22 protein-coding genes are annotated in these 24,045 nt (G+C 34.1%); 10 read left to right on the top strand and 12 right to left on the bottom strand.

Features of this window, described 5'->3' with window-relative positions; all coding sequences use genetic code 11:
- Nucleotides 1–61: 61 nt before the first annotated feature.
- Genes BUB95_RS08910 through recR form a run of 3 tightly spaced genes read right to left on the bottom strand, consistent with a single transcriptional unit; the run spans nucleotide 62 to nucleotide 1,876 of the window.
- Nucleotides 62–682, bottom strand: coding sequence for a haloacid dehalogenase-like hydrolase (locus tag BUB95_RS08910; RefSeq protein WP_073085646.1), 621 nt, complete (start codon nucleotides 680–682; stop codon nucleotides 62–64).
- Nucleotides 675–1,247 (bottom strand): phosphoribosyltransferase, encoded by a 573-nt coding sequence (locus BUB95_RS08905; RefSeq protein ID WP_073085644.1) that lies wholly within the window; start codon nucleotides 1,245–1,247, stop codon nucleotides 675–677. Before BUB95_RS08905 ends, BUB95_RS08910 begins: the two co-directional genes overlap by 8 nt.
- Before the next feature lie 11 nt (nucleotides 1,248–1,258).
- The gene (recR, locus tag BUB95_RS08900) at nucleotides 1,259–1,876 is read right to left on the bottom strand and encodes a recombination mediator RecR (protein WP_073085642.1); all 618 of its coding nucleotides are present in this window, start codon (nucleotides 1,874–1,876) and stop codon (nucleotides 1,259–1,261) included.
- A 91-nt stretch (nucleotides 1,877–1,967) separates the two neighbouring features.
- On the opposite strand from recR, the gene BUB95_RS08895 reads away from it, so the two are divergent.
- Complete coding sequence (locus BUB95_RS08895; protein WP_073085640.1) at nucleotides 1,968–3,485, top strand: sodium:solute symporter; 1,518 nt, start codon at nucleotides 1,968–1,970, stop codon at nucleotides 3,483–3,485.
- Here BUB95_RS08895 and BUB95_RS08890 read toward each other — a convergent pair.
- Nucleotides 3,482–3,844, bottom strand: coding sequence for a CoA-binding protein (locus BUB95_RS08890; protein WP_073085638.1), 363 nt, complete (start codon nucleotides 3,842–3,844; stop codon nucleotides 3,482–3,484). The two genes, BUB95_RS08895 and BUB95_RS08890, sit on opposite strands and share 4 nt — an antisense overlap.
- 137 nt (nucleotides 3,845–3,981) lie before the next feature.
- On the opposite strand from BUB95_RS08890, the gene BUB95_RS08885 reads away from it, so the two are divergent.
- The gene (locus BUB95_RS08885) at nucleotides 3,982–6,450 is read left to right on the top strand and encodes an outer membrane beta-barrel protein (RefSeq protein WP_073085636.1); all 2,469 of its coding nucleotides are present in this window, start codon (nucleotides 3,982–3,984) and stop codon (nucleotides 6,448–6,450) included.
- A gap of 678 nt (nucleotides 6,451–7,128) precedes the next feature.
- Here the strand turns inward: BUB95_RS08885 and BUB95_RS08880 are convergent.
- Nucleotides 7,129–8,139 carry a 3-oxoacyl-ACP synthase III family protein gene (locus BUB95_RS08880; protein WP_073085634.1) on the bottom strand — a complete coding sequence of 337 codons (1,011 nt, stop codon included), beginning with the start codon at nucleotides 8,137–8,139 and terminating at the stop codon, nucleotides 7,129–7,131.
- A gap of 184 nt (nucleotides 8,140–8,323) precedes the next feature.
- Between BUB95_RS08880 and BUB95_RS08875 the strand changes: the two genes are divergently transcribed.
- From BUB95_RS08875 to rlmF, 5 genes are all read left to right on the top strand, one after another.
- Nucleotides 8,324–10,780 (top strand): alpha/beta hydrolase family protein, encoded by a 2,457-nt coding sequence (locus BUB95_RS08875; protein ID WP_073085632.1) that lies wholly within the window; start codon nucleotides 8,324–8,326, stop codon nucleotides 10,778–10,780.
- Between the two features lie 119 nt (nucleotides 10,781–10,899).
- The gene (gene htpG / locus BUB95_RS08870; RefSeq protein WP_073085630.1) at nucleotides 10,900–12,783 is read left to right on the top strand and encodes a molecular chaperone HtpG; all 1,884 of its coding nucleotides are present in this window, start codon (nucleotides 10,900–10,902) and stop codon (nucleotides 12,781–12,783) included.
- A gap of 95 nt (nucleotides 12,784–12,878) precedes the next feature.
- A complete protein-coding gene (locus tag BUB95_RS08865) occupies nucleotides 12,879–13,433 on the top strand; it encodes a hypothetical protein (protein ID WP_073085628.1) in 555 nt (184 codons plus the stop codon).
- A 64-nt stretch (nucleotides 13,434–13,497) separates the two neighbouring features.
- Complete coding sequence (locus tag BUB95_RS08860; RefSeq protein ID WP_073085626.1) at nucleotides 13,498–14,082, top strand: Crp/Fnr family transcriptional regulator; 585 nt, start codon at nucleotides 13,498–13,500, stop codon at nucleotides 14,080–14,082.
- Between the two features lie 236 nt (nucleotides 14,083–14,318).
- Complete coding sequence (rlmF, locus tag BUB95_RS08855; RefSeq protein WP_073085624.1) at nucleotides 14,319–15,227, top strand: 23S rRNA (adenine(1618)-N(6))-methyltransferase RlmF; 909 nt, start codon at nucleotides 14,319–14,321, stop codon at nucleotides 15,225–15,227.
- On the opposite strand, the gene BUB95_RS08850 is transcribed toward rlmF, so the two are convergent.
- The 3 genes from BUB95_RS08850 to BUB95_RS08840 all read right to left on the bottom strand — a co-directional run bounded on the left by BUB95_RS08850 (nucleotide 15,219) and on the right by BUB95_RS08840 (nucleotide 17,425).
- Nucleotides 15,219–16,124, bottom strand: coding sequence for a TIGR01777 family oxidoreductase (locus BUB95_RS08850; RefSeq protein WP_073085622.1), 906 nt, complete (start codon nucleotides 16,122–16,124; stop codon nucleotides 15,219–15,221). The two genes, rlmF and BUB95_RS08850, sit on opposite strands and share 9 nt — an antisense overlap.
- A gap of 63 nt (nucleotides 16,125–16,187) precedes the next feature.
- Nucleotides 16,188–16,910 carry a tRNA (5-methylaminomethyl-2-thiouridine)(34)-methyltransferase MnmC2 gene (gene mnmD / locus BUB95_RS08845; protein ID WP_073085620.1) on the bottom strand — a complete coding sequence of 241 codons (723 nt, stop codon included), beginning with the start codon at nucleotides 16,908–16,910 and terminating at the stop codon, nucleotides 16,188–16,190.
- Entirely contained in the window at nucleotides 16,910–17,425 is a 516-nt protein-coding gene (locus BUB95_RS08840; RefSeq protein WP_073085618.1) for a DUF4920 domain-containing protein, read from the bottom strand. The genes mnmD and BUB95_RS08840 overlap by 1 nt, the downstream gene beginning before the upstream one ends.
- 119 nt (nucleotides 17,426–17,544) lie before the next feature.
- Between BUB95_RS08840 and BUB95_RS08835 the strand changes: the two genes are divergently transcribed.
- Entirely contained in the window at nucleotides 17,545–18,615 is a 1,071-nt protein-coding gene (locus BUB95_RS08835) for a branched-chain amino acid aminotransferase (protein ID WP_073085616.1), read from the top strand.
- A 35-nt stretch (nucleotides 18,616–18,650) separates the two neighbouring features.
- Here the strand turns inward: BUB95_RS08835 and BUB95_RS08830 are convergent, their stop codons facing one another.
- Both BUB95_RS08830 and BUB95_RS08820 read right to left on the bottom strand, forming a co-directional pair.
- Nucleotides 18,651–19,037, bottom strand: coding sequence for a pyrophosphohydrolase domain-containing protein (locus tag BUB95_RS08830; protein WP_073085614.1), 387 nt, complete (start codon nucleotides 19,035–19,037; stop codon nucleotides 18,651–18,653).
- Between the two features lie 293 nt (nucleotides 19,038–19,330).
- On the bottom strand, nucleotides 19,331–21,352 hold the full coding sequence (locus BUB95_RS08820; protein ID WP_073085610.1) for a dipeptidyl-peptidase 3 family protein: 2,022 nt from the start codon (nucleotides 21,350–21,352) through the stop codon (nucleotides 19,331–19,333).
- A gap of 92 nt (nucleotides 21,353–21,444) precedes the next feature.
- Here BUB95_RS08820 and BUB95_RS08815 point away from each other — a divergent pair, with 92 nt between their 5' ends.
- On the top strand, nucleotides 21,445–22,464 hold the full coding sequence (locus tag BUB95_RS08815; RefSeq protein WP_073085608.1) for an SRPBCC family protein: 1,020 nt from the start codon (nucleotides 21,445–21,447) through the stop codon (nucleotides 22,462–22,464).
- Nucleotides 22,465–22,830 (top strand): fluoride efflux transporter CrcB, encoded by a 366-nt coding sequence (crcB, locus tag BUB95_RS08810; protein ID WP_073085606.1) that lies wholly within the window; start codon nucleotides 22,465–22,467, stop codon nucleotides 22,828–22,830.
- 76 nt (nucleotides 22,831–22,906) lie between these two features.
- Here the strand turns inward: crcB and BUB95_RS08805 are convergent, their stop codons facing one another.
- Both BUB95_RS08805 and BUB95_RS08800 read right to left on the bottom strand, forming a co-directional pair.
- Entirely contained in the window at nucleotides 22,907–23,227 is a 321-nt protein-coding gene (locus BUB95_RS08805; RefSeq protein ID WP_073085604.1) for a hypothetical protein, read from the bottom strand.
- Nucleotides 23,228–23,256: 29 nt separating this feature from the next.
- A complete protein-coding gene (locus tag BUB95_RS08800) occupies nucleotides 23,257–23,856 on the bottom strand; it encodes a DUF1684 domain-containing protein (protein ID WP_073085602.1) in 600 nt (199 codons plus the stop codon).
- Between the last annotated feature and the right edge of the window lie 189 nt (nucleotides 23,857–24,045).

Below are 24,045 nucleotides of genomic sequence, written 5' to 3'. Positions count from 1 at the left end.
TATTTTACTGATAATACACTAACTATTAATCAAAGTTTAGTATTCTAACAACTCTCCTGTTTTAAGTTATTTTCCGTGTTTCAAAATTAACTAAATTCTCTTTCAACCAATTAGAAAATTTTACATCGGGATTAATAATAATATTTTTTGTAGCTAATTGGGTTATCGATGCGTCATCTATATGGTCAGTGATAAAAACATCAACTGATGTCACAGCTTTAGATTCTAGATACTTTAGAAGATTATTCTTTTTCTGCTCTCGGAGATTTTCAAAATCTGGAGAAAACCCATTTTCAGGAAAATCTGTAGCCAAACAAACATCAAATCCACTGTGCTTAGCAATTAGCTCCGCATAACAACTTGGCGCTGCTGTAGCCAAAATTTTAATATCGAACGAAGCATCTGAAACTTCTTCAAACTCATTTCTATATTCTGACAGCTCAGAAACAAAGGCTTCAAAATCAACTGCCTCATTCCTGATTAGTTTTAAGACTTCATATTTTAATCTTGCATGTGAAATAAGCCGAAGAAATCGAAGTTTCATTAAAACAATGAGATACTTGAGTTTAAATAATCTAAAATCATTGAAATAAAAGCTCAATAAAAACTTTAAAAACTCGTGAAACGTATTGGTATTATAAAGCGTTCCATCTAAATCTACAACCAAGACTTTTTTATTCATGACGCTGAGATTTATAATCTAATGACCAAGGGAAACGTACAAGTGTATTTTTAAGTATATAATAATCTGGAGCAATAATTGATTTCGAATTTGTCCATGAAATAACTGCTGTTTTAATCTCTGAATTCGGAAACCTTTTTTGTAAGGATTGAATAACGGATTTGATGGTTATACCTGAATCTAAAGCATCATCGAGAATTAAAATCGTATTTACGGTTTCAGGTTTAGACTCTATTTTAATCTCTAAATCTGATTGAATTTCTTTTAGCTTTCTATTCAAGTTTCGGCGATGCTCCATACGTCTTAAACCATCTAAAAGCGTGTTTGGCGAAGCTTTTAAAAATTTCTGTAAAAGACTTTTTTTCTTTATGCCTTTTGTTGAATCTCGCTGTAGTTTTACCGTCGTAACTTCAGTATTTTTTGAAGCTGTTTTTTGGTATTCATTCAATACAAATCCACCACCATTTAAAATTCCAACAACAACATCTGGTTGCACGTCAATCTTAGAAAACAACTCTTGGCAACGCTGTTCGAAATCGGCATTATGGAGTGTTATAACCTTCACACTAAAAAAATCTATAATTTTAGTGAAGCTTCAAAAGGCACACGGTCAATAATACTACGTCCAAGCGTAACCTCATCTGCATATTCTAACTCATTACCTGCCGCAATTCCTCTTGCTATAGTAGATGTCGTTACATCGAAATCTTGAATTTGTTTAAAAATATAGAAGTTAGTCGTATCACCTTCCATGGTTGGACTCATAGCAAAAATAAGCTCTTTAATCGCTCCAGACTTAACACGTTCTACCAAGGCTTCGATATTTAAATCTTGTGGTCCAATACCATCCATTGGTGAAATTTTCCCACCCAAAACGTGGTACAAACCTTTAAAAGAACCTGTACTTTCAATAGCCATGACATCGCGGATATCTTCTACAACGCAGATTAACTCTTTTTTGCGCATGGGATTGGTGCAGATTTCGCATAATTCTTGGTCGCTTATGTTGTGGCAAGATTTACAGAAATTAATTTCTTCTCTGACTTTTTGCAAAGCGCCTGCTAATAAAAACGATTGCTCTTTGGGCTGACGCAACAAATGTAAAACCAAACGCAATGCGGTGCGTTTACCAATACCAGGTAGTTGCGACATTTCGTTGACTGCGTTTTCTAATAACTTTGAAGAAAATTCCATGATTGCGAAGTTACTTATTTTTTAAATTTTGAAATGCTATGGATTAGTATTTCTAAAAAGTTTATTTTCGAGGGAATAAATTTTTGATTTTATGTCTCCAACTTCCATCCTACTTCTTATAGCCGCCTATTTTGGTGTATTGGTTTTAATCTCTTATTTCACAGGGAAAGAAGATACCAATGCAGCATTTTTTAAAGCTAATAAATCGGCGCCTTGGTATTTAGTAGCGTTTGGAATGATTGGCGCATCGCTTTCTGGTGTGACGTTTATTTCTGTACCTGGATTAATTGGCGGACAAGAATTTGCCTACATGCAAGGTGTGCTTGGCTTTTTCGTTGGTTATTTTGTTATTGCGTTTGTATTGCTTCCGCTTTATTATCGTCTGAATATCACTTCCATTTATCAATATTTAGAACAGCGTTTTGGTATCGTAAGTTATAAAACGGGTGCTTTTTTCTTTTTATTATCTCGTGTTACTGGTGCTTCTTTCCGCCTATTTTTGGTAGCCTTAGCCATGCAATATATTGTATTTGAACAAATGGGTGTTCCATTTTGGTTAACGGTTGTAATTTCAATTTTACTCATTTGGATTTACACCTTTAAAGGCGGAATTAAAACCATTATCTGGACAGATACCTTACAAACATTGGCCATGTTGACCGCAGTAGGCTTGGCTATTTTCCTAATTAATCAAAAACTAGATTGGTCGTACATAGAATTTTTAAATTCTGAAAGCTTTGCCGAAAAAGGACAGATTTTCTTTTTTGATGATGTGAATTCTAAAGAATATTTCTGGAAGTATTTTCTCGGTGGCATTTTCATCACTATCGCCATGACTGGTCTTGACCAAGATATGATGCAAAAAAATCTGACGTGCAAATCTGAAAAAGATGCCAAAAAAAACATGATTAGTATGTCTGTGCTTTTGGTAATAGTCAACTTTGCTTTTTTATCGTTAGGTGCATTATTGTTTATCTATTCAGAACAGTTTGGAGTCGATATTCCATTAGTTGATGGACGTGTAAGAACCGATCTATTGTTCCCAGAAATTGCTATGAATCAAGGTTTAGGAAAGCCTCTAGCTGTAATTTTTATTATTGGTTTAATTGCTGCAGCTTATTCCAGTGCAGATTCGGCATTAACATCGCTAACAACCTCCTTCTCTGTAGATTTTTTAAATATTGAAAAACGACCTAAAGCTGAACAAAAACCACTACGTAAAAAAGTGCACGTTGGGGTCTCTGTTGTATTAGTTATTGTTGTTATAATTTTTAATTATTTAGATGGAAATGTGGTGAGCAATCTATTTAAATTCGCCACGTTTACTTACGGACCTTTACTTGGTTTATTTGCTTTTGGCATACTAACCAAATTACACATCAAGGATAAGTATGCTTGGATTATTGCTCTGCTTTCTATAGGTATAAGCTTCGCTATTACGCTTTTACCAGAATCTGTCATAGGAAAGTATCAATTTCATTGGGAAATCTTAATCATTAATGGATTTATCACTTTTGTTGGCTTACTGCTTATTTCTACTAAAACGAATATGAAAAGTAAAAAAGAGATTTTAGAAATTCTAAAAGACGATTCAAAAAAAATTGCTTAATACTGATTGGTTCCTAATAAAACTAGAGTACAAGCCACTTCATATTCAATATTATTTTCTGATAATAATTTGTAGAATTCAGGATTTTCTGTTCTTGGATTAAAAATAACGCGCTTTGGATTTAATCCAATAATGTAATCGTAATACTGTGCTTGTCGTGCCGGGTTTAAGTATAATGTAACCGTATCAATACCTTCATAATCTAACAATTCTGTATCAATACTAATACCAGCAATTTCACCTTCTCGTAACCCAAAAGCCTTAACCTCATGATTATAATTGACCAATCTATTAATTGCAATATTAGAGTAACGCTCTGGTTTTAAAGAGGCTCCAAGTACCAATGTTTTTTTATTCATTATTGAAATTTGTTAAGAATTGTTAAAAGAAGTAACAAGATACAAAAGTAGTCGTCTATACTTTAACAAACTATCATCAATCAATCGATACGTCACTTTTGCTTAAAAAATGACGTATCACAAAAAACGAACAATCAATGAAACATTACTTAATGTTAATAGCTGTGCTATTTTCTTTCGCAGCTTTTTCTCAACCAAACGCAAATTCTGAAATCAAAGACGGTACTATTTCTGGCCGTGTGCTAGACGCCAATCTTAACGAACCTTTACCTTATGTAAACATCATTATAAAGGATAAAAATCAAAAAGTAATTACAGGAGGAATTACAGATGCTGAAGGTAACTTTGCTATTGCTAAAATCCCTGAAGGAGCTGTAACTGTAGAAATCACTTACATTGGTTATAAAACAGTAAGCAAATCTGTAACCTTAGAAAAAGGAAATTACAAAGTTAATCTTGGCGATGTAAAATTAAGTGAAGATGCCGCAGCTTTAGACGAAGTGGTCGTTGTAGCCGAAGTATCTACAATTCAACAAAAAATTGACCGTAAAGTCGTTACCGTTGGTAAAGACTTAACTACAGCTGGACCAACGGCTTCGGATATTATGAATAATATTCCGTCTGTAAATATGGATGCGCAGACTGGTGCAATTTCGCTACGTGGCAATGCGAATGTACAAGTAATGGTCGATGGTAAATTATCAAATGTACCTGTGGCGCAATTACTAAGACAAATTCCTTCAACTTCAATAAAACAAATTGAATTAATTACGAATCCTTCAGCAAAATACAATCCTGAAGGCATGAGTGGTATCATTAATATCATTTTATATAAAAACGTAAACATCGGTTTTAACGGTAATCTTAATGTTGGTTTAGCTTACCAGATTGAACCGAAATTCAACAGTTCTATTGATGCAAATTATAGAAACGGAAAATTGAATTATTATGGAAGCTATGGTAATAGCTTTTCGGATAATGTCAACGAGGGAATTTTTCAGCAACAACAAACTGGAAACATTCAAACTTTAGATATTTTGAATGAAAATAACTCACATTTATACAAATTTGGTATTGACTATTATCTAAATGAAAAACACACGCTTTCTGTTTTTACCAACCAGAACGTATTTGACGGAAGTGCAATTGTAGACACAGAATTGTTTAATACAGGAAACAATAACGTTCAATTTCAAAGTATTTTAGGCGATAGCGAAAACACAAGTCAGCAATACAATTTTAATTACAAATACGACATTGCAGATGGCCATAATATTGAATTAGAAGTAGACCACAATATATTTGATAGCTCGTCTGAAACTGACAATTTATTTTCGGGCAATGGGCAACGACCGAACTTTGTAGAATTTACAGACAATGGCCGGACGAGAACAACTATAAATTTAGATTACGTGTATCCGTTTTCGGAAAGTGCAAAACTCGAAGCTGGTTTACAAGCGCGTATTTTTGAGAATGATTTAGGCTACAACTCTGATGGTCGAGTAAGAAACATGATGGGTAATTTTGTGCCTACAGAAACAGATTTTACATACTCTAGAGATATTTTTTCTGCCTATGCGAGTTACGGAAAGCAACTCGAAAAATGGTCTTATCAGTTAGGTTTGCGCGCCGAGAGTGTACAAGTAGATGCGTTTGCCGTAGATACTGATTTATCGAATAACACAAGTACTGATTTTCCATTTGAGAACGATTATTTTCAATTGTATCCATCTATCTTTGTGAATTACAAAGCTTCAGAAAAAAATGCCTACCAATTTAGCGTAAGTCGTCGTGTGGATAGACCTGGCGTAGGTGATGTTAATCCTGTTCCTAATTTTAATACTGCATTAATTTCAGAATTTGGAAACCCAGAACTATTACCACAATTTACAAATTCGGCAGAGTTTAATTTTACAAGAAACCTTGAAAAAGGGAGTATTACGGCTGGTGTATTTTATAGAATTATTGAAGATGAAATTAATCAGGTGGTAATTGTTGACCGTTCGGATTTAACATCGGGTCGCGTTATTTTGACTCGTGGAAATTTTGATACAACAAATGCTTACGGTTTTGAAGTGTCTTCAAATTATAAAGTCACCAAATGGTGGAGCTTAAATGCCAGTTTTGATTTGTACAACCAAAAACAAAAAGGTATCGCAGAATCTATTGACCCAACGTTACCAAACCCAACAGAAAACGATATTGTAACATCGGTTACCGAAGTTGATAATTTAATTATGAACTTTAGAGTCTTCAATAATTTTAAAGTTACTAAACGATTATCCTTATCTGCTTTCGGATTTTTTAGAAACAAGGAAACTGGATTAAATTTTGAAGTTGACCCAATTTACTTTCTAAATCTCGGCTTACGATACAGCTTCTTAGAAGACGAAAGAGCTACCTTTAGCTTAAACTTTAACAACGTGTTAGATACGCAAGAAGTAAGCGTATTTAGTGCACGACCAATACCAGCACAAGTTAATTTTGAAGGCGAATTTAAACAAATATTTGCTGGCTTATCTTACCGTTTTGGTGGTGGTAAATACAGAGCAAAATCCAGAAAGAACCGTGATAACGATGAGAAGAATGACGGAGGATTCTTCTAAAATTTTAGAATGAAATAAAAGAAATTTTAATAGCCTTTATTAATAGTTGATGGTTAGTGTTAGTAGGCTATTAAACAGAAAACCCGAAGTAATTTTACTTCGGGTTTTTATTTGGCATACTATTTGAAACCAAAGATGTTGTAATGATAATTAATACTTATCGACTTATCCTATAACTAGTTAGAGTTACAATTATTTGAGTTAGTCTTCAAAATAAAAACCAAAATTAGATATAGTAAAACCCAGAAGCTCCCCAACTTTTGGGTTTTTTGTTAATCTAAAGTTAATAGTGTTAAAGTTTGCAATAAAGTTAAACTTTCAACGTCTATATAAGTGATAAGTTTTTAAGTAATAATCATTATAAACTTGGTTTATAATAAGTGTTAGTTAAGTTTAGTTAATAGCTAAAAAAGCCGAAACAGGGGAGTTTCGGCTTTTTTTATTTGGTTAGTTAATTATTTTGAATGTTTCTGTTTCAGGTAATTGGTATACAACACAAATGTTACCAATATAGACGAAGACATTAATCCTAATAGTAAAATATTCTTGCTTTGAAATAAGGTCTCAGTAAATAAATCTGTAGCCGCCAAAATCAGTAGAATATTCCCTATAAAGCAAAGACTTACAAATATGATAACAATAGTCTTACTCGGATGGGTAAAAAAGTTTTTACTCATCTTACCACTTAATAATCGCACTTCCCCATGTAAATCCACTACCAAACGCAGCTAAAACTACATTGTCTCCTTCTTTAATTCTTCCTTCTTCCCAAGCTTCGGTTAGTGCAATTGGGATAGACGCTGCAGTGGTATTACCGTATCGCATTATATTATTGTAAACTTGGTCATCGCTTAAACCAAATTTCTTTTGGATAAATTGAGAGATACGCAAATTAGCTTGATGCGGTATTAACATATCTATATCTTCTTTCTGAAGTTGATTTTTGGTTAATCCCTCAATAATAGCTTCACTAAAGCGAACTACTGCATGTTTAAACACAAATTGTCCATTCATATATGGATAGTAAGACACATCCTCAGGGTCATTTTCTTCCATAATGGCATCTACCCAACGTCCTGTACTTGGGCCTTCTAGCGCTAATTCTGCTGCATGCTTACCTTCAGAATGTAAATGTGTAGATAAAATACCTTTTGTATTGTCCTCTTCTCTGCTTAAAACAGCTGCTCCTGCTCCATCACCAAAAATTACCGTAACGCCACGACCTCTTGTAGATTTTTCAAGACCACCGGAATGGTTTTCGCTACCTATAACAAGCACATTTTTATACATTCCTGTTTTGATAAACTGGTCGGCAACAGATAATCCGTAAATAAACCCAGAACATTGGTTTCTAATATCTATAGCACCAATAGTATCCATCTCTAAAATTTCTTGCACACGTACACCACCACCTGGGAAATACATATCTGGACTCAACGTTGCAAAGACAATAAAATCAATGTCATCTTTGGTTAGTCCTGCACGCTCAATAGCAATTTTAGCAGCTTTCGCACCCATGATAGATGTTGTGTCTTCGCTTGTTTTTGGGTCTATCCAACGACGCTCTTTTATTCCTGTTCGTTCTTGTATCCACTCATCGCTAGTATCCATAAATGCTTTAAGGTCATTATTAGTCACCACATTTTCTGGAACATATTTTCCTAAACCCGTAATTTTAGAATTGTACATATTTTAATTTTTAAAGGGAACTGCAAATTTAACCATTTAAAGGCTATCGAAGCTTGCATTCGTTATGCATGCATAATAACTGATAATGTTTGCAAACAGTTCTATTTTAACACATCATAAAGAAGCCTAACTATTCATTTTTATTAACTTACCAAGCAACTTTAAGACTAAAAATCAACACACTATGAAAACCATCATTAAATACTTCTTTTTTTTCTTTGTTTGTTTTAACTATGCGCAAACAAGTCTAAATTATCAAACCCCACCTAAGGACATATTAGAATTAGCCGATGTCGATTTAGCGCCTGGTGTTCAAATTGATAGTAAGGGCGAATACATAGTACTTATCTACAGAAATCAGTATAAATCAATTGAGGAATTATCTGAAACAGAAATGCGCCTAGCAGGATTACGTATTAATCCTGTAACCAATATAGGTAGCCGTACCACATTTTATAACAATCTTAAAGTCAAAAAAACGACGGATGATTCGGCAAAACAAGTTATTGGCCTTCCAGAAAATCCAAGATTATCTGGATTTAGCTGGTCGCCAGACGAGTCTATGATTGCATGCTTAAATACTACTAATACAGGTGTCGAAGTTTGGATTCTAGATGTTAAAGCCGCAAAAGCTTCAAAAATTACAGACACCAATGTAAATGCAAATATGGGTAGCACCATTAGCTGGTTTAAAGACAATAAACATCTATTAGTTAAAACACTTCCTTCAGACAGAAAACCATTGATAAATACGTCCATTGCCGTACCAACAGGACCAACAATTTCCGTAAGCGATGGCTCTAAAGCCCAGAACAGAACCTATCAAGATTTATTAAAAACACCTAATGACGAGTTTAATTTTGAGCAATTGGCGCATTCTGAAATTAAAAAGGTATCTATCAATGGAGCCGCTGAAGATTTTTTACCTTCTGCGATGTATCGTGGCATTAGTTTTTCACCAGATGGTAATTATGTAATGATTACAAAAATTAAAAGACCGTTTTCGTATTTAGTGACGTATTCAAGGTTTCCTAATGAAAGTGTTATTTACGACACAAACGGGAATGCAATAAAAACGGTTAACGATGTTCCCCTTGACGAAGTAAGACCAAAAGGTTTTATGGCCACGAGACTTGGTAAACGTAATATGTCGTGGAGAGCCGATAAACCAGCAACGCTTGTCTGGGCGGAAGCGTTAGACCAAGGAGACCCTTCTGTTGATGTCGAGTACAGAGATGCAGTGTACCAAACAGATGCACCTTTTAATGGTAAACCAGAATTACTTTTAAAAACAAAACAACGATTTGCTGGAATAAACTGGGGTAATGATAATGTTGCCATAGCATACGATCGATGGTGGAATACAAGAAATACCAAAACGTATTTGTTTAATCCTTCTGATGCTAGCCAAACTCCTAAAATTATTTCTGACAGAAATTATCAAGATGTTTATAGCAATCCCGGAAGCTTTGTCAATTCAAAAAATGAGTATGGCCGTTATACGTTAGAAATGGATGGCAAAAAGCTTTACTTAATGGGAGATGGTTATACAAAAGACGGTCAATTTCCGTTTGTAGATGAATATGATGTAACATCTAATGAAACCAAGCGATTATACACCTCAACTTACACCGATAAAGTAGAAAATCTCAGTTCTGCAATAGATATGAAAAAAGGTGAAATTCTTGTACGTATTGAGTCGCCTACAGAATATCCAAACTATTATATCAGAAACATCAAAAAGAAAAATAACCTTAAAGCCATAACATCTTTTGATAATCCATTTAAAAGTCTTGAAAAGGTAAACAAACGCGTAATTACCTATAAACGTGATGACGGTTTAGACTTAGACGGTACACTTTACTTACCATTAGACTATGAAGAAGGAAAAAAATATCCTATGATTTTATGGGCATATCCTAGAGAGTATAAAGATAAAGCTAGTGCCTCTCAAAGCACATCTAATGCCAATGAGTTCATATATCCATATTGGGGTTCACCAATTTATTGGGTAACTCGCGGCTATGTGGTTTTAGACGATGCAGCCTTTCCTATTGTTGGTGAAGGTTCTGAAGAACCAAATGATTCGTTTAGAGAACAACTGGTAGCCAACGGTAAAGCAGCTATTGATGCAGTTGACAATTTAGGGTATATCGATAGAGACCGCGTCGCTGTTGGTGGACACAGTTACGGTGCCTTTATGACGGCCAATCTATTGTCGCATTCCAACTTATTTGCCGCAGGTATTGCTCGTAGTGGTGCGTATAACAGAACTTTGACGCCGTTTGGTTTCCAAAGTGAAGAACGCAGTTATTGGGAAGCTCCAGAAATATACTATAGCATGTCTCCTTTTATGCACGCAGACAAAATGAAAACACCACTACTTTTAATACATGGTGTTGCCGATAATAATTCAGGAACATATCCATTACAAAGTGAGCGCTATTTTAATGCCCTAAAAGGATTAGGAGCGCCAGTAAGGCTAGTGATGTTACCTAAAGAAAGTCATGGCTATAGAGCAAAAGAGTCTATTATGCACATGCTTTGGGAGCAAGACCAATGGTTAGACAAACATGTGAAAAACAAGAAAAAAGAGGACAAAAAAATCGAAAATAAACCCTCTAAAGTAAAAGGAAAGTAATTAAAAAAGCCATTCTAGTTGAATGGCTTTTTTATGTCATCTTGTCACTAATCTTCAATTGGCATTTTTGTTGTCTTAGTAGTATCGAATTAATTTGATAACTCAAAACACAAATAATCATGACAAAAGGAAATATTAATGTTTCAGTAGAAAACATCTTCCCTTTAATCAAGAAGTTTTTATATAGTGACCACGAAATTTTTCTTCGTGAGTTAATTAGTAATGCCACCGATGCCACATTAAAATTGAAGCATCTTACTAACATTGGCGAGTCTAAAGTGGAATACGGCAATCCGCAAATCGAAGTTAAGATTGATAAAGATGCCAAAAAATTACACATCATCGACCAAGGTTTAGGTATGACAGCCGAAGAGGTTGAAAAATACATTAACCAAGTAGCGTTTTCTGGTGCTGAAGAGTTCTTAGACAAATACAAAGATTCCGCTAAGGATGCGGGTATTATTGGCCATTTTGGTCTAGGTTTCTATTCTGCATTTATGGTAGCAGATAAGGTTGAGATTATTACCAAATCACACACAGATGCACCTGCCGCACATTGGACCTGCGATAGCTCGCCAGAGTTTACTTTAGAAGAAGACGATAAGACCGAAAGAGGTACAGAAATTATTCTTCATATTGCTGAAGATTCTACAGAATTCTTAGAAGAAAGTAGAATAAGAGAGTTACTATTAAAGTATAACAAGTTTATGCCTGTGCCAATTAAATTTGGTACCAAAACAGAAACACTTCCAAAACCCGAAGGCGCCAAGGAAGATGACCCGGCACCAACAAAAGAAGTAGATAACATTATCAATAATCCAAATCCAGCATGGACTAAACAGCCGGCAGATTTAGAGGCTGATGACTACAAAAACTTCTACCGCGAGTTGTACCCAATGCAATTTGAGGAGCCATTATTCAACATTCATCTTAATGTAGATTACCCGTTTAATCTTACAGGTATTTTGTATTTCCCAAAAATGTCTGCGGATTTACAAATTCAGAAAGATAAAATTCAATTATACCAAAATCAGGTGTTTGTAACCGATAATGTCGAAGGTATTGTACCAGAATTTTTAACCATGCTTCGTGGTGTCATCGACTCTCCAGATATTCCATTAAACGTATCTCGTAGTTACTTACAAGCCGATGGTGCTGTAAAGAAAATTTCGTCTTACATCACACGTAAAGTGGCCGATAAGTTAAAATCCTTATTTAATAATAATCGAGAAGATTTTGAAGCCAAATGGAACGACATTAAAATTGTCATCGAATACGGTATGCTCTCTGAAGAAAAATTCTTCGAAAAAGCAGACGCTTTTGCGCTTTACCCAACAGTAGACGGCAAGTATTATACGTTTGAAGAATTGACAAACGCTATAAAAGCGAAGCAAACCGATAAGGATGACAAAATGGTGATTCTTTATGCTTCAGATAAAGATGCACAACACGCATACATAGAAGCTGCTAAAGAAAAAGATTACGAAGTCTTATTATTAGATTCGCCTATCGTTTCGCACTTAATGCAAAAGCTAGAAACCACTAAGGAAAAGATTTCTTTTGCACGTGTCGATGCAGACCATATTGATAATTTAATTAAGAAAGAAGATACTTCGATTTCAAAATTGTCTGAAGATGAAAAAACAAAACTAGACGAGTTACTAAAAGAAGTTATTCCTTCTGAAAAATTCATGGTACAGTTAGAAGCTATGGATAGTAATGCTTCGCCTTTTATGATTACACAGCCCGAATTTATGCGCCGCATGAAGGAGATGCAACAAACTGGTGGCGGCATGTTTGGTATGGGTAATATGCCAGAAATGTACAACCTTGTGGTTAACACAAATTCTGAGTTGGTTGGTGAAATTTTAAATACCAAAACAAAGAAAAAGCAAGAACGCTTAATTAATCAGAGTTTAGACCTAGCACGCTTATCTCAAGGCTTACTAAAGGGTGAAGAGCTAACAAACTTCATCAAACGAAGCTATGATATGATAAAGTAAGGCGTTGAGAGCTATATTATAACTAAAACCACCTTGTGAAAACTTGGTGGTTTTTTTATTGACTATTTTTTCAGACATTAGTGAAAATTTGAAATTTGAAACTCACCTTAAAAGACCGCATTAATTTTTCTATAGAAGCTATTAAAAAGCACCTCTTTTTAATTCTTGGTGGATTATTGTTTATTAGCATTGGGCTGGTATTAATTTACATAGGTACAATTGTAAATAAAGACCAGCTGTTCTTTTATATATTTGGCGGTGTTTTTATTGCCTTTATCCTGTTTGTTTGGATATACACATTACCATCTAGTTTATTGTTTTATTACGAAAAAGCATTGATAAAAAAGTATGGAAGCTACACAACAGCCATAATAACAAATAAAGAAGTTGAAGACCATTCTCATACAGAAGGGATGGGAAGAAACAGAAGATTCGTAGAGCTTTTTATGTATCTTATAGAATACAAATTTGAATACAACTCTAAAACTTACACAGGTGCTTTTTATCTTAATGAAAAAGCGGTTTTTGATGCTATTGAGCTAAATCAAAGTATCCCTATCCAGTTTTTAAAAACCAATCCAAAAACATCAAAAATCCGTCGACAGAAATTATGTTTAGATTTAGGACTAAATAGAAATATGTGTAATTAGATTTATAAAAAATATTTTCACTAAACAATAGATTTTTAGTAACTTATGTATCTAAAATTCTATTTTGAAAGCTAACAATTCAATAATACAATTACTTTTAAAAGGTCTATCTCTTTCAAAATCTGAAATAGAAATTACAGAACCATTGTTTCAAAAGGTATTTTACGAGAAAGGAGCTTTGCTACTAAGAACTAATGATATAGTAAACTATCAATATTACACATTAGAGGGCTGTTTAAGATCTTTTTATTTGGATAAATATGGCAAAGAACATACGTTACAATTTGCAATTAGAGATTGGTGGATAAGCGATTACACTGGTTTTTTTTCAGATTCTAAAGCCATACTAAATATTGAAGTTATTGAAGATGCTATACTCTATAGAATTAGTAAAGAAAATAAAGAAAGACTATATTCTAAAATTCCAAAAATAGAATCCTTTTTTAGAAAAAAATTAGAAAATGCTTTTGCTGCATTTCAAAAAAGAATTTTAGCAAATATTTCTCAAACAGCCACAGAGCGTTATTTAAACTTCATTAATACTTATCCAGATATTGAAAAAAGTGTAAAGAATTATCATATAGCGTCATATCTAGGCATAACTACTGAAAGCTTAAGTAGAATTAGAAAAGAAATTTCTATGTCGTAGACTTTATTATCATACATCAATTTTCTAAAGTGCTAATTATCATAATTTTGCATTAATATGGAAAATATCCCCCATTTTCCAATTGATTAATAGCTTAAAAAGCGTAACTTTTAATTAGTTACGCTTTTTTAATACGTATTACCTAGAACCGAATACTATCTTTTGGCTATCATGATATAACATTTGATATAAATGAATTGTATTAAATTTACATTAATACTGATAACTTGTACCACTTGTCTAAAAAACATAAACCTGAACAAACAAGATCGAAACTTCATCCAAGGAGTAAACATAGAGAACGTTACGATTTTGACAAATTAATTGAAGTAGCCCCAAGTCTTAATCCGTTTGTTGCAAAGAATAAATATGGTGATTTATCTGTAGATTTCTTCAATCCAAAAGCTGTAAAATCACTTAATGCAGCCTTATTAAAACTATACTACAATATTGAATATTGGAACATCCCAGAACAATACTTATGCCCGCCTATTCCTGGGCGTGTAGATTACATTCACTACATCGCAGATTTACTTGAAGATTCATCTTACAACTCAAGCATCAAAGGCTTGGATATTGGTACTGGTGCTAATTGTATTTATCCACTTTTAGGAAATAAAATTTATGGTTGGCAGTTTATAGCATCAGATATTGATGAAACAGCAGTTAGTTTTGCGAAAGACATCGTCACAAAAAATAGCTTAGAGAATCATATTGCTATTAAATTTCAATCTAATAGTGCAAAAAAGTTAGAAGGCATTCTAAATCCAAATGAGCAGATTACCTTCACGATGTGTAATCCACCTTTCCATGCGTCGGAAGAAGACGCTAAGAAAGCGGCAAGGCGAAAGCTCAGAAACCTAAAAGGAAAACAACAAGAACTAAAACTTAACTTTGGTGGTCAGCATAACGAATTATGGTGCAAAGGTGGTGAAGCACGTTTTATAAAAGACCTCATTTTTGAAAGCAAGCATTTTGGTGAGCAATGTCTTTGGTTTACAACTCTAGTCTCTAAAGCATCTAACCTAAAAAGTATTTACAAGCATCTAAAAACTGTAAGCGCAAAAGCGATTAAAACAATAGATATGGGTCAGGGACAAAAAACAAGTAGAATCGTGGCTTGGACATTTCAAGATTTAACCTAATAAATCTTCCAAAGCTGGACATAGATTAGCGTATTTAAACTGAAATCCTTCTTGCTCTATTTTTTGAGAACTAACACGTTGACTTTCAAACAAAATAATGTGCATTTCTCCTAAAACTAATTTCATTGCAAACTTTGGAATGTTTGGTAAAATCAACGGACGTTTTAAGACTTTTGCAGACAACTTCGTTAATTCTGCATTAGTTACAGAATTTGGTGCCACAGCATTGTAAACACCTGTAAGACCTTCTTTAACAGCGTATAGAAAAAGACTAGCTAAATCTTCTACATGAATCCAACTCTGCCATTGCTCACCACTACCAAAAGCAGCTCCAGCACCTAACTTAATAGGTTTTATAATTTCCGGTAATGCACCTCCATCATTAGATAATACAAGCCCTATCCTTAGCTTACACACATCTATATTAGAATCTTTAAATGCATCTACAGCAGCTTCCCATTGTTCTACAACTTCACCTAAAAACGTATCAGAAATCTTATTAAAATCTTCTTCGTAATAATTGGTTATTGATGACGGATAAACCCCAATAGCACTCGCAGATACAATTTGTTTTACAGGATAATTATTATCGTCAATTGTTTTTTTGAGCAGTGCTGCAGTTTTTGTTCTACTTTCTAAAACTTCTTTTTTGTAAGAATCCGTCCATCTTTTAGAAATTGAGGCACCAACCAAGTTAATAACTGCATCAACACCTTCAAAGCATTTGGTATCGATTTCGCCCTTTTGTGGATTCCAGTAAAAGCCTTTGTAATTATCCTGAGTTTCTAACTTTGATTTTGAAGTGGTTAAATAATTTACGGCAATGCCATCTTCTTGGCAAAGCTTTACAATTTCTTTACCTACCAAACCTGTAGCTCCTGTAATTAAAACCCTCACAATTATTAATTTTAGGCAAAGATACGAGTGCTAAAACTGCAAGAAATGGGATTTAGTTAAGTTTTAACGTTTAATTGCTCTGAGCATATGGCGTTTGTTTGGAGGTCCTTCAAGTCGCTCTACTTCAAAACCCACAGATTGCATAGCACGCCTAACACTTCCTTTAGCAGAATAGGTCACTAATACACTACTGGGTTTCATGGCGTGATACATTAATCTGAAAATATCTTCGGTCCATAAATCTGGTTGAACACGAGCTCCGAAAGCATCAAAATAAACGATATCAAATTTTGAAATAGCAGAAATGTCTTTAAAAAACTTTTCTTCTTTTTTAAGTTGAAAATATTTTGAAACAGTGATGACTTCATCCCACGGAGACGTATGAAGCAGCTCAAATTTGGTTTGATGTTGAGTTGAAATTAAATCGACATAATTCAAAACTTCAATTTCTTCTTGCTTAACTGGGTAGGCTTCTACGCCGACATAACTTATAGTCTTCTTTAATTTTTCGGCTTCAATTAACGTTAAAAATGCATTAAGACCTGTGCCGAAACCTATTTCGAGGATTGAAATTTCTTGATTATTATTATCAAATAAAGAATTATGATGAGATGCTGAATCAAGTTCAGCATGACCGAATTGATTAAAAAAATGAAGCAAACCATGTTTGATAAACACATGATTTGCTTCATTTATAGCACCGTGAACGGAGTGATACTGTTCATTCCAATCCTCAATTTGAATGGTCTTAGAGCCATCTCCTGTGGTGATAATTTTTCGTTTCACTATTGTTTAAGTAAAACGCCATCTGCTTCAAAAGATAGGGTCACTTCTGGCTCTGTAATTTTTGCAATTTCTTCAGGAGTTTCACCAGCGTCTTCAGCATAATGCTTTAAATCTTCTACAGATGTTTCTTTTACAAATGCTTTTCCGTTAATTACAACTTCTCCTGTAGCATCTAGAGGCATAAAAAATCCGTAGTCTTTAAAAGTTACACGGACAATCTTCCCATTGCCCATATCTAACTTCATCCAACATCCTTTTTTAGAACATACTTCAGTAATATTACCTCTAACTTTAGCATTTAAAGTATCACCCACCTTCATAGCATCGTAATACTGCAGCATGCGCTCCGATGTTAAAGCATCTGCATCAGTAATTTTTTCTCCATAGCTGTTGTAAGCTATTTCTTCAGACATTTCTTTAACCTCTATCTCTTGAATTTCTTCTGCTTTTTTAGTATCGTTCTTACATGAAACCACTAACACAGTGATTAGTAGTAGACTTAAAATATTCTTCATTTTTATAGTGTTTTAGTTGTTAATAATTGGTTTAACAAATTTATTAAATTTTAAGGTAATCTTTGGTTTTACAACGAGAATGATTGCGTACTTTTGCAACATCAAATCAATAACAATATATGGCTATAATTCCAACTTACGAAATCGATTTAGTAAAAGCTAAAACTTCTAAAATCAATGATGTAGATTTTAACAATCTCACATTTGGACGAGTTTTTACAGATCATATGTTTGTTTGCGATTTTAAGGATGGTGAATGGCAGAAACCACAGATAATGCCATATCAAGCTATGACTATCGACCCTTCTGCTCGTGTGTTTCATTACGGACAAGCTGTTTTTGAGGGTATGAAAGCCTATAAAGATGAAGATGGAAAGGTATTTTTGTTTAGACCTGACCAAAATTTTGAGCGTATTAATAAGTCTTCTGCTCGTATGGCAATCCCTGAATTTCCTAAGGATTATTTTTTTAAAGGTCTAGAAACCTTACTAAAATTAGACTCTGAATGGATTAAACCTGGCGTTGGTAACTCTTTATATTTAAGACCATTTGTAATTGCTACTGAGCCAGCTATATCGGCTTCTCCTGCAAATGAATATCGTTTTATGATTATCTGCTCGCCAGCAAAAGCTTACTACAATGAGCCTGTACGCGTATTATTTGCAGAGAAGTTTAGTCGTTCTGCCGATGGTGGTGTTGGCTTCGCTAAGGCTGCTGGAAATTACGGCGCTCAATTTTACCCAACGAGTTTAGCACAGAAAAAAGGATTTCAGCAAATTATTTGGACAGACGCTAGTACTCACGATTACCTTGAGGAAGCTGGCACAATGAATATCTTCTTTAGAATTGGAGACAAATTAATTACTGCTCCAAATAATGATAGAATTTTAGATGGAGTTACACGAAAAAGCGTGATACAACTTGCAGAAGATTTAGGTATTGAATGTGAAGTAAGACGCGTAAGTGTAAAAGAAATAAAAGATGCCGCTAAAAATGGAAGTTTAAAAGAAATTTTTGGTGCTGGTACAGCTGCTGTTATTAGCCCCGTATCTGCTTTTGAACACGCTGGTGATGTATTTGAGATTCCTGAAGAAGAGAACTCTTATGCCACCTTATTTAAATCAACATTGCTTAATATACAACATAATCTAGCCGAGGACAAACACGACTGGCGATATGAGGTTAAATAATACAATCAAAAAAAGCAGCCTTGGGCTGCTTTTTTTTATGATTCTAATATAGTCGCAATGTTAGGCTTAAAATAATTTGGTCCTTTAAGGACTTTACCATCTTCCCGATAGATTGGTTCTCCATCTTCTCCTAGTTTACTCATATTACTGCGTTGTATCTCAGCAAAAACCTCTTCTATTTTATGCTGCATTCCATGCTCAATTATTGTTCCGCATAAAATATAAAGCATATCTCCCAAGGCATCTGCAACCTCAACTAAATCATTGTTATTAGCAGCTTCTAAATATTCTTCATTTTCTTCACGCATCAATTTATAACGGAGTTGATTTTTTTCCATACCCAGATGAGCTTTTGGTGTTTCTCTGTATCCAATTTTGAAAGCGGTGTGAAATGCTTTTACAGCATCTATTTTATCTTGCATCTGTCTTTAGTTTTTTAATCTTGTTATCCTTAAATTTGCATTAAAAATAAGAAGATGTTTACGACTGGTCAATTAGTTTTTGGAATATTATTTTTTATCGCTTTTGCTACGGTAATCGTGTTCCAATACCGTAAAGATTTAAAACTTCATAAAAAATACTATAAAGGCACTATTTGGATACTTCTTGCCTTTATCGGTTTTATAGCTATGATTGCTGCGGTAAAGTTTCTGTTCATGTAATAAAAAAGGAGACTTGATTGAGCCTCCTTCTTTAATTTCTATAAAACTATTGTTTAATTTTTTGTAGGTAAAAAACTGTAGTTTTTACTGTATTCTAACATTTGCTCAGGAAATCCTTCTGGTTGAGTAACTTTAATAGCAGTAATTTCACCATTATCATCCATCTCAGGTACTAAAACTGGATTTACGAAACCACTGTAAGGTGCAGATGTAAATTGCTTGTTACGTTCTAAAACTTCTTTATGAATAGCCTGGTCTACTTTAACACCATAACCCTCAACTAAAGCTTCTACAGCAGCGTAATCTCCTTCAGATTTTATTCGTTGTGTTTCGCGTAATAACTGTCCAAAAAGCTCGTGTAATTTATCGTAATCATTGATATTGAAATACGTTTTTCCGTCACGAGTTACTTTCTCAATGACATTATCTGCTTTCCCTTTTTCATAAGCCCAGGCACTTACCCATTGGCGGTTACGCATGTGTGCTTCTTCAACATCATCACCTAAATTTAATCGGATTAATTGCGTCATCAAACCATTACGGATGTATCCATCGTAAGCTGCTTTTCCAACTTTTTGCCAATCGTCTACTAAACCTAATTCTTGTAACTTAGGATTATACAAATAATAAAGACCTACTAAATCTGCACGACCTTCTTCTAAAGTAGATGCGTAATTCTTCAGCGTTTCTTTTGTTTCACCTACACCCGGATTTAATTGTCCTGAGGCATGTCCAATCACTTCATGTAAAGCGGTGTGTAATTTGTCTGCTAGTTGTCCGTATTCTTCTTCTAACTTTAATTCTTCTTCATCGTGAACAAACTCTTTCAATCTGCCTGTACTTCCTGCATTATTGTAAGCATTAATAATATTTCCTAGAGAAACAGACTTACTTCCTACTTCTTTTCTTATCCAGTTGGCATTTGGTAAATTGACTCCAATTGGAGTGCTAGGTGATGCGTCACCAGCTTCGCCAGCAACGGTTACCACTTTATATGTAACACCAACAACACTGTCTTTTTTATGCTCGTCCATTAAAGGAGAATTATCTTCGAACCACTGTGCATTTTCAGACAATACTGCCATTTTTTGAGACATATCAAAATCGTTGATTTGTACAATGTTCTCATAACTTCCGCGGTAACCTAATGGATCGTTATACACTTCAATAAAGCTATTAATGTAATCGACGTTACCTTCTGTAGCCGCTGTCCAAGCCACATTGTAGTCGTCCCAAGTTTGTAAATCGCCCGTTTTGTAATAGTCGATTAATAAACCAAGAGCATTTCCTTGAGCTTCATTTTCGGCAACGGACTTTGCTTTTTCTAACCATTTTACAATCTCATCGATAGCGCTTCCGTAAAGCCCACCAGATTTGTAAACGCGCTCTTTTAATTCGCCATCTTCTTTTACTAGTTGTGAGTTAAGTCCGAAAGACAACGGTCTATCTGGATTAGGTGATTTCTTAGCGGCGTAAAACTTCTCGACATCTTCGTTTGTTACATTAGGTCCGTAAAAATTTACAGCAGATAACGCCACATTATCTACACCTTTTGCCTGGTTTACCTTTTTTAAATCTTCATCATTAAATATAGCGGCATAAGCCATACCATCTAGTTTGGTACCCGTAGCTTTTAATAACTCATTGAAGTATGCTTCATCAAAACCAGGTTTTAATTTATCGTTGGAATAATGATGATGAATACCATTACTAAACCATACGCGCTTTAAATAGACCTCAAACGCTTTCCAATTATCCGATGTTTTATCTCCTGCGTAATTTGTATAAATATTCTCAAGTGCTTTTCTAATGGCTAGGTTATGTCTGTAGTTTTGGTCCCACATTATATCTCTTCCAGCCAAACCTGCTTGTGTTAAGTAATATACCAGCTTCTGCTCCTTTAAAGTTAGATTTTCCCATCCAGGAATTTTATAACGTAAAATTTTAATGTCTGCAAATTGCTCAACGTTATAGCTAAATTCTTTTGCTTCTGGAGTCGCTTCATTTTTATCATCTCCACAAGAAAAGAAAAGTGAAGCTACTAAAGCAATACCCAATATTGATTTTAATTTCATTTTTGATTTAATTTTAGTTGTACACAAATGTAACACTAAAAAGACATACCTTAAAATTGCTATCTTTGATTAATAACTAAAATCAATCCCCTATGAAAGCTTTAAAATACATCATTTTCCTGCTCCTTATCATTGTTATTGGGCTTGCTATCTATATCGCAGTTCAACCTAACTCTTACGAAGTAGAACGAAGCAAAACAATTAAGGCTCCTATATCTGTTGTTTACAATAATGTTATTGATTTTAAAAATTGGGAAGCATGGAATTCATGGAAAGAAGAACATCCCGAAATCGAAATTTCTTTACCTCAAAAAACTAGCGGTGTTGGAGGCTCATATTCTTGGACACAAGACGGCGATATTGGCACTATGAAAACTATTGCTGCAGCTACTAATGATTCTATTGTACAAGAAATGCAATTTTCAGATTTTCCAAAATCTGATGTTGTATGGCATTTTACTGCCAACGATGATGGAAGTACAACTGTAAACTGGAGAATATCCGGAAAAGATTTACCGTTTGGTTTTAAAGCATTTGCAACCCTAATGGGAGGTATGGAAAAACAAATTGGCCCACATTATGAAAGAGGTCTAGAGTTACTAGATGAACAAATTCAGAAAGATATGAAGCGTTATTCTGTCACTTTAGATGGTGTAACTCAGCATAGTGGTGGATTTTATCTTTACAACACCACATCTTGTAAAATGTCTAATTTTAAAGAAAAAATGCAAGAGATGCTTCCTAAAGTAGGTGGCTATGCTATTAGTAATAACATTAGGTTTGCTGGTGCTCCTTTTGTACTCTATCATAAGTGGGATGAAGCAAACGACGCCGTAATGTTTTCATGTGGTGTGCCAACAAGCTCTAAAATAACCACAAACGAACCAGAAATTCTTACGGGAAAGCTAGAATCGTTTAAAGCTGTAAAAGTGACTTTAAAAGGGGATTACGAAAATTTAAAAGAAGCTTGGGAAAAAGGTATGGCTTATATAGCTGAAAACAATCTAGAACTTATTGAAGAAGGTCCTATGTTAGAATCGTATTTAACTGACCCCACAAGTCAACCAAACCCTGCAGATTGGGTCACAGAAATCTTTTTAGCTGTAAAATAAATGAAGCAATTACTATTGGTTTTTGTAGGTGGCGGATTTGGAAGTGCTTTACGCTTCTTGGTTGGAAAATGGCTTAACAGTTCTGAAAACGGTATACCCTATGGTACATTTGCCGCAAATATTATAGGCAGTTTACTTATTGGAATTATACTAGGTCTTGCTGCAAAAAATGAAGGTTTATCAGAGTCTCAAACCTTACTTTTAGCTACAGGTTTTTGCGGTGGCTTTACTACGTTCTCAACTTTTGCTTACGAGAACCATGTATTTCTAAAATCAGGAGATTTTACATCATTTGCACTCTACACAATTGGCAGTTTTGTTGTTGGTTTCTTAGCTGTATTTGGAGGTATGTTTTTGGTGAAGTAGAAACCCATCTAAATCTTCCAAAAGGGAAGACTTTATTATATTTTTTAGTAAAGCAGACATATTACGTTAGTAAGCTTCACCTTCTGTAAGAGCCAAATTTCACTAAACTCCAAAGTATAAAAAGTCCTATAAGTCCTATTGATGCGTAGCCAAAGAAAACACTTACAAGCAACAAAAGACTAATAACTAAAACTACCGATTTAAAAGTCCGATTCGTTTTAGTTAAATTCCTAGATTCTTTATTAGCTAATAATTGATTTATGTAAACTTCGTCAGATTTTTTTAAGTAGTATTTGATTTCTGAAGCATCAAATCCATTTACATTCATTTCTTTTATCATCTCATCTTTAGATAATCCCTTTGCTCTTAATGATACGCTAAAATCGAGTTTATTCACTTTCTATGGAATATTAAAACAAAATAAATCTACTTCTTAAAAGCCTTAACTCCAGCTTCCACTCTTGTATTTAGGTAATTTGCTCTAGGTACAATTGGACAAGAATACTTTTCGTTGTAAGCGCAATACGGATTGTACGCCTCATTAAAATCAATGGTAATTGAATCACCTTTTGGAATAGATAACCCTATGTATCTTCCGCCTGCGTAAGTGGTTTCGCCATTAGTATTATCTAAAAAAGGGAGAAATAAATAGTCTTTGTACTTTTCAGAATTCATATTTTCTTCACCTTGATAGATATTCAATTTATATTCTTTTCCCTTTAAAATGAAAGTCGCTATACCGTAAACTCGTTCTTTAGATAGACGACTTGTTGTTGTTTTCATATTAAACCATTCTGAATCTGGAGTACGCTTTAATGAAGCTTTGACAACATAACTCGAATCGAAAGGGAAGAAATCTAAACCTTCAAACGTTTTTAAATCCTTAGCTTTTAAAGGCGATTTACTAGCATCTTTAAAGTCTGAGTTCATCTTTACTTGCCATGGTGTATCGCCAATTGTAGCAGGTTTTTTTTGAGCACAGCCTGTAAAAGAAACAAATGCTAAGACCAGAAGAATATATCTCATTTATTAATTATTTTAAATCCCAAAAATACAACTTAAACATTTTTTTTATAGCTTTGAGAGCAAATCAACGCAAAACTAAATGAAATTTTCAATTGTAACATGTAATCAAAAGCAGACTTCTAAATATAGAAGGCGGACTTTTTGTGTGTTATAATGTTGATATATTTAACTAACCAAAACCCATTAAAA

The sequence above is a fragment of the Winogradskyella jejuensis genome (assembly GCF_900129745.1).
In the GTDB taxonomy this organism is placed as follows: Bacteria; Bacteroidota; Bacteroidia; order Flavobacteriales; family Flavobacteriaceae; genus Winogradskyella; species Winogradskyella jejuensis.
This window is presented reverse-complemented; position numbering and strand designations above follow the sequence as displayed.

Bases quoted from the DNA above. Each gene is read 5' to 3' on its own strand.
- BUB95_RS08910 (WP_073085646.1), bottom strand. From the start codon at position 682: ATGAATAAAAAAGTCTTGGTTGTAGATTTAGATGGAACGCTTTATAAT.
- recR (WP_073085642.1), bottom strand. From the start codon at position 1,876: ATGGAATTTTCTTCAAAGTTATTAGAAAACGCAGTCAACGAAATGTCG.
- BUB95_RS08895 (WP_073085640.1), top strand. From the start codon at position 1,968: ATGTCTCCAACTTCCATCCTACTTCTTATAGCCGCCTATTTTGGTGTA.
- BUB95_RS08890 (WP_073085638.1), bottom strand. From the start codon at position 3,844: ATGAATAAAAAAACATTGGTACTTGGAGCCTCTTTAAAACCAGAGCGT.
- BUB95_RS08885 (WP_073085636.1), top strand. From the start codon at position 3,982: ATGAAACATTACTTAATGTTAATAGCTGTGCTATTTTCTTTCGCAGCT.
- BUB95_RS08880 (WP_073085634.1), bottom strand. From the start codon at position 8,139: ATGTACAATTCTAAAATTACGGGTTTAGGAAAATATGTTCCAGAAAAT.
- BUB95_RS08875 (WP_073085632.1), top strand. From the start codon at position 8,324: ATGAAAACCATCATTAAATACTTCTTTTTTTTCTTTGTTTGTTTTAAC.
- htpG (WP_073085630.1), top strand. From the start codon at position 10,900: ATGACAAAAGGAAATATTAATGTTTCAGTAGAAAACATCTTCCCTTTA.
- BUB95_RS08840 (WP_073085618.1), bottom strand. From the start codon at position 17,425: ATGAAGAATATTTTAAGTCTACTACTAATCACTGTGTTAGTGGTTTCA.
- BUB95_RS08835 (WP_073085616.1), top strand. From the start codon at position 17,545: ATGGCTATAATTCCAACTTACGAAATCGATTTAGTAAAAGCTAAAACT.
- BUB95_RS08830 (WP_073085614.1), bottom strand. From the start codon at position 19,037: ATGCAAGATAAAATAGATGCTGTAAAAGCATTTCACACCGCTTTCAAA.
- BUB95_RS08820 (WP_073085610.1), bottom strand. From the start codon at position 21,352: ATGAAATTAAAATCAATATTGGGTATTGCTTTAGTAGCTTCACTTTTC.
- BUB95_RS08815 (WP_073085608.1), top strand. From the start codon at position 21,445: ATGAAAGCTTTAAAATACATCATTTTCCTGCTCCTTATCATTGTTATT.
- crcB (WP_073085606.1), top strand. From the start codon at position 22,465: ATGAAGCAATTACTATTGGTTTTTGTAGGTGGCGGATTTGGAAGTGCT.
- BUB95_RS08800 (WP_073085602.1), bottom strand. From the start codon at position 23,856: ATGAGATATATTCTTCTGGTCTTAGCATTTGTTTCTTTTACAGGCTGT.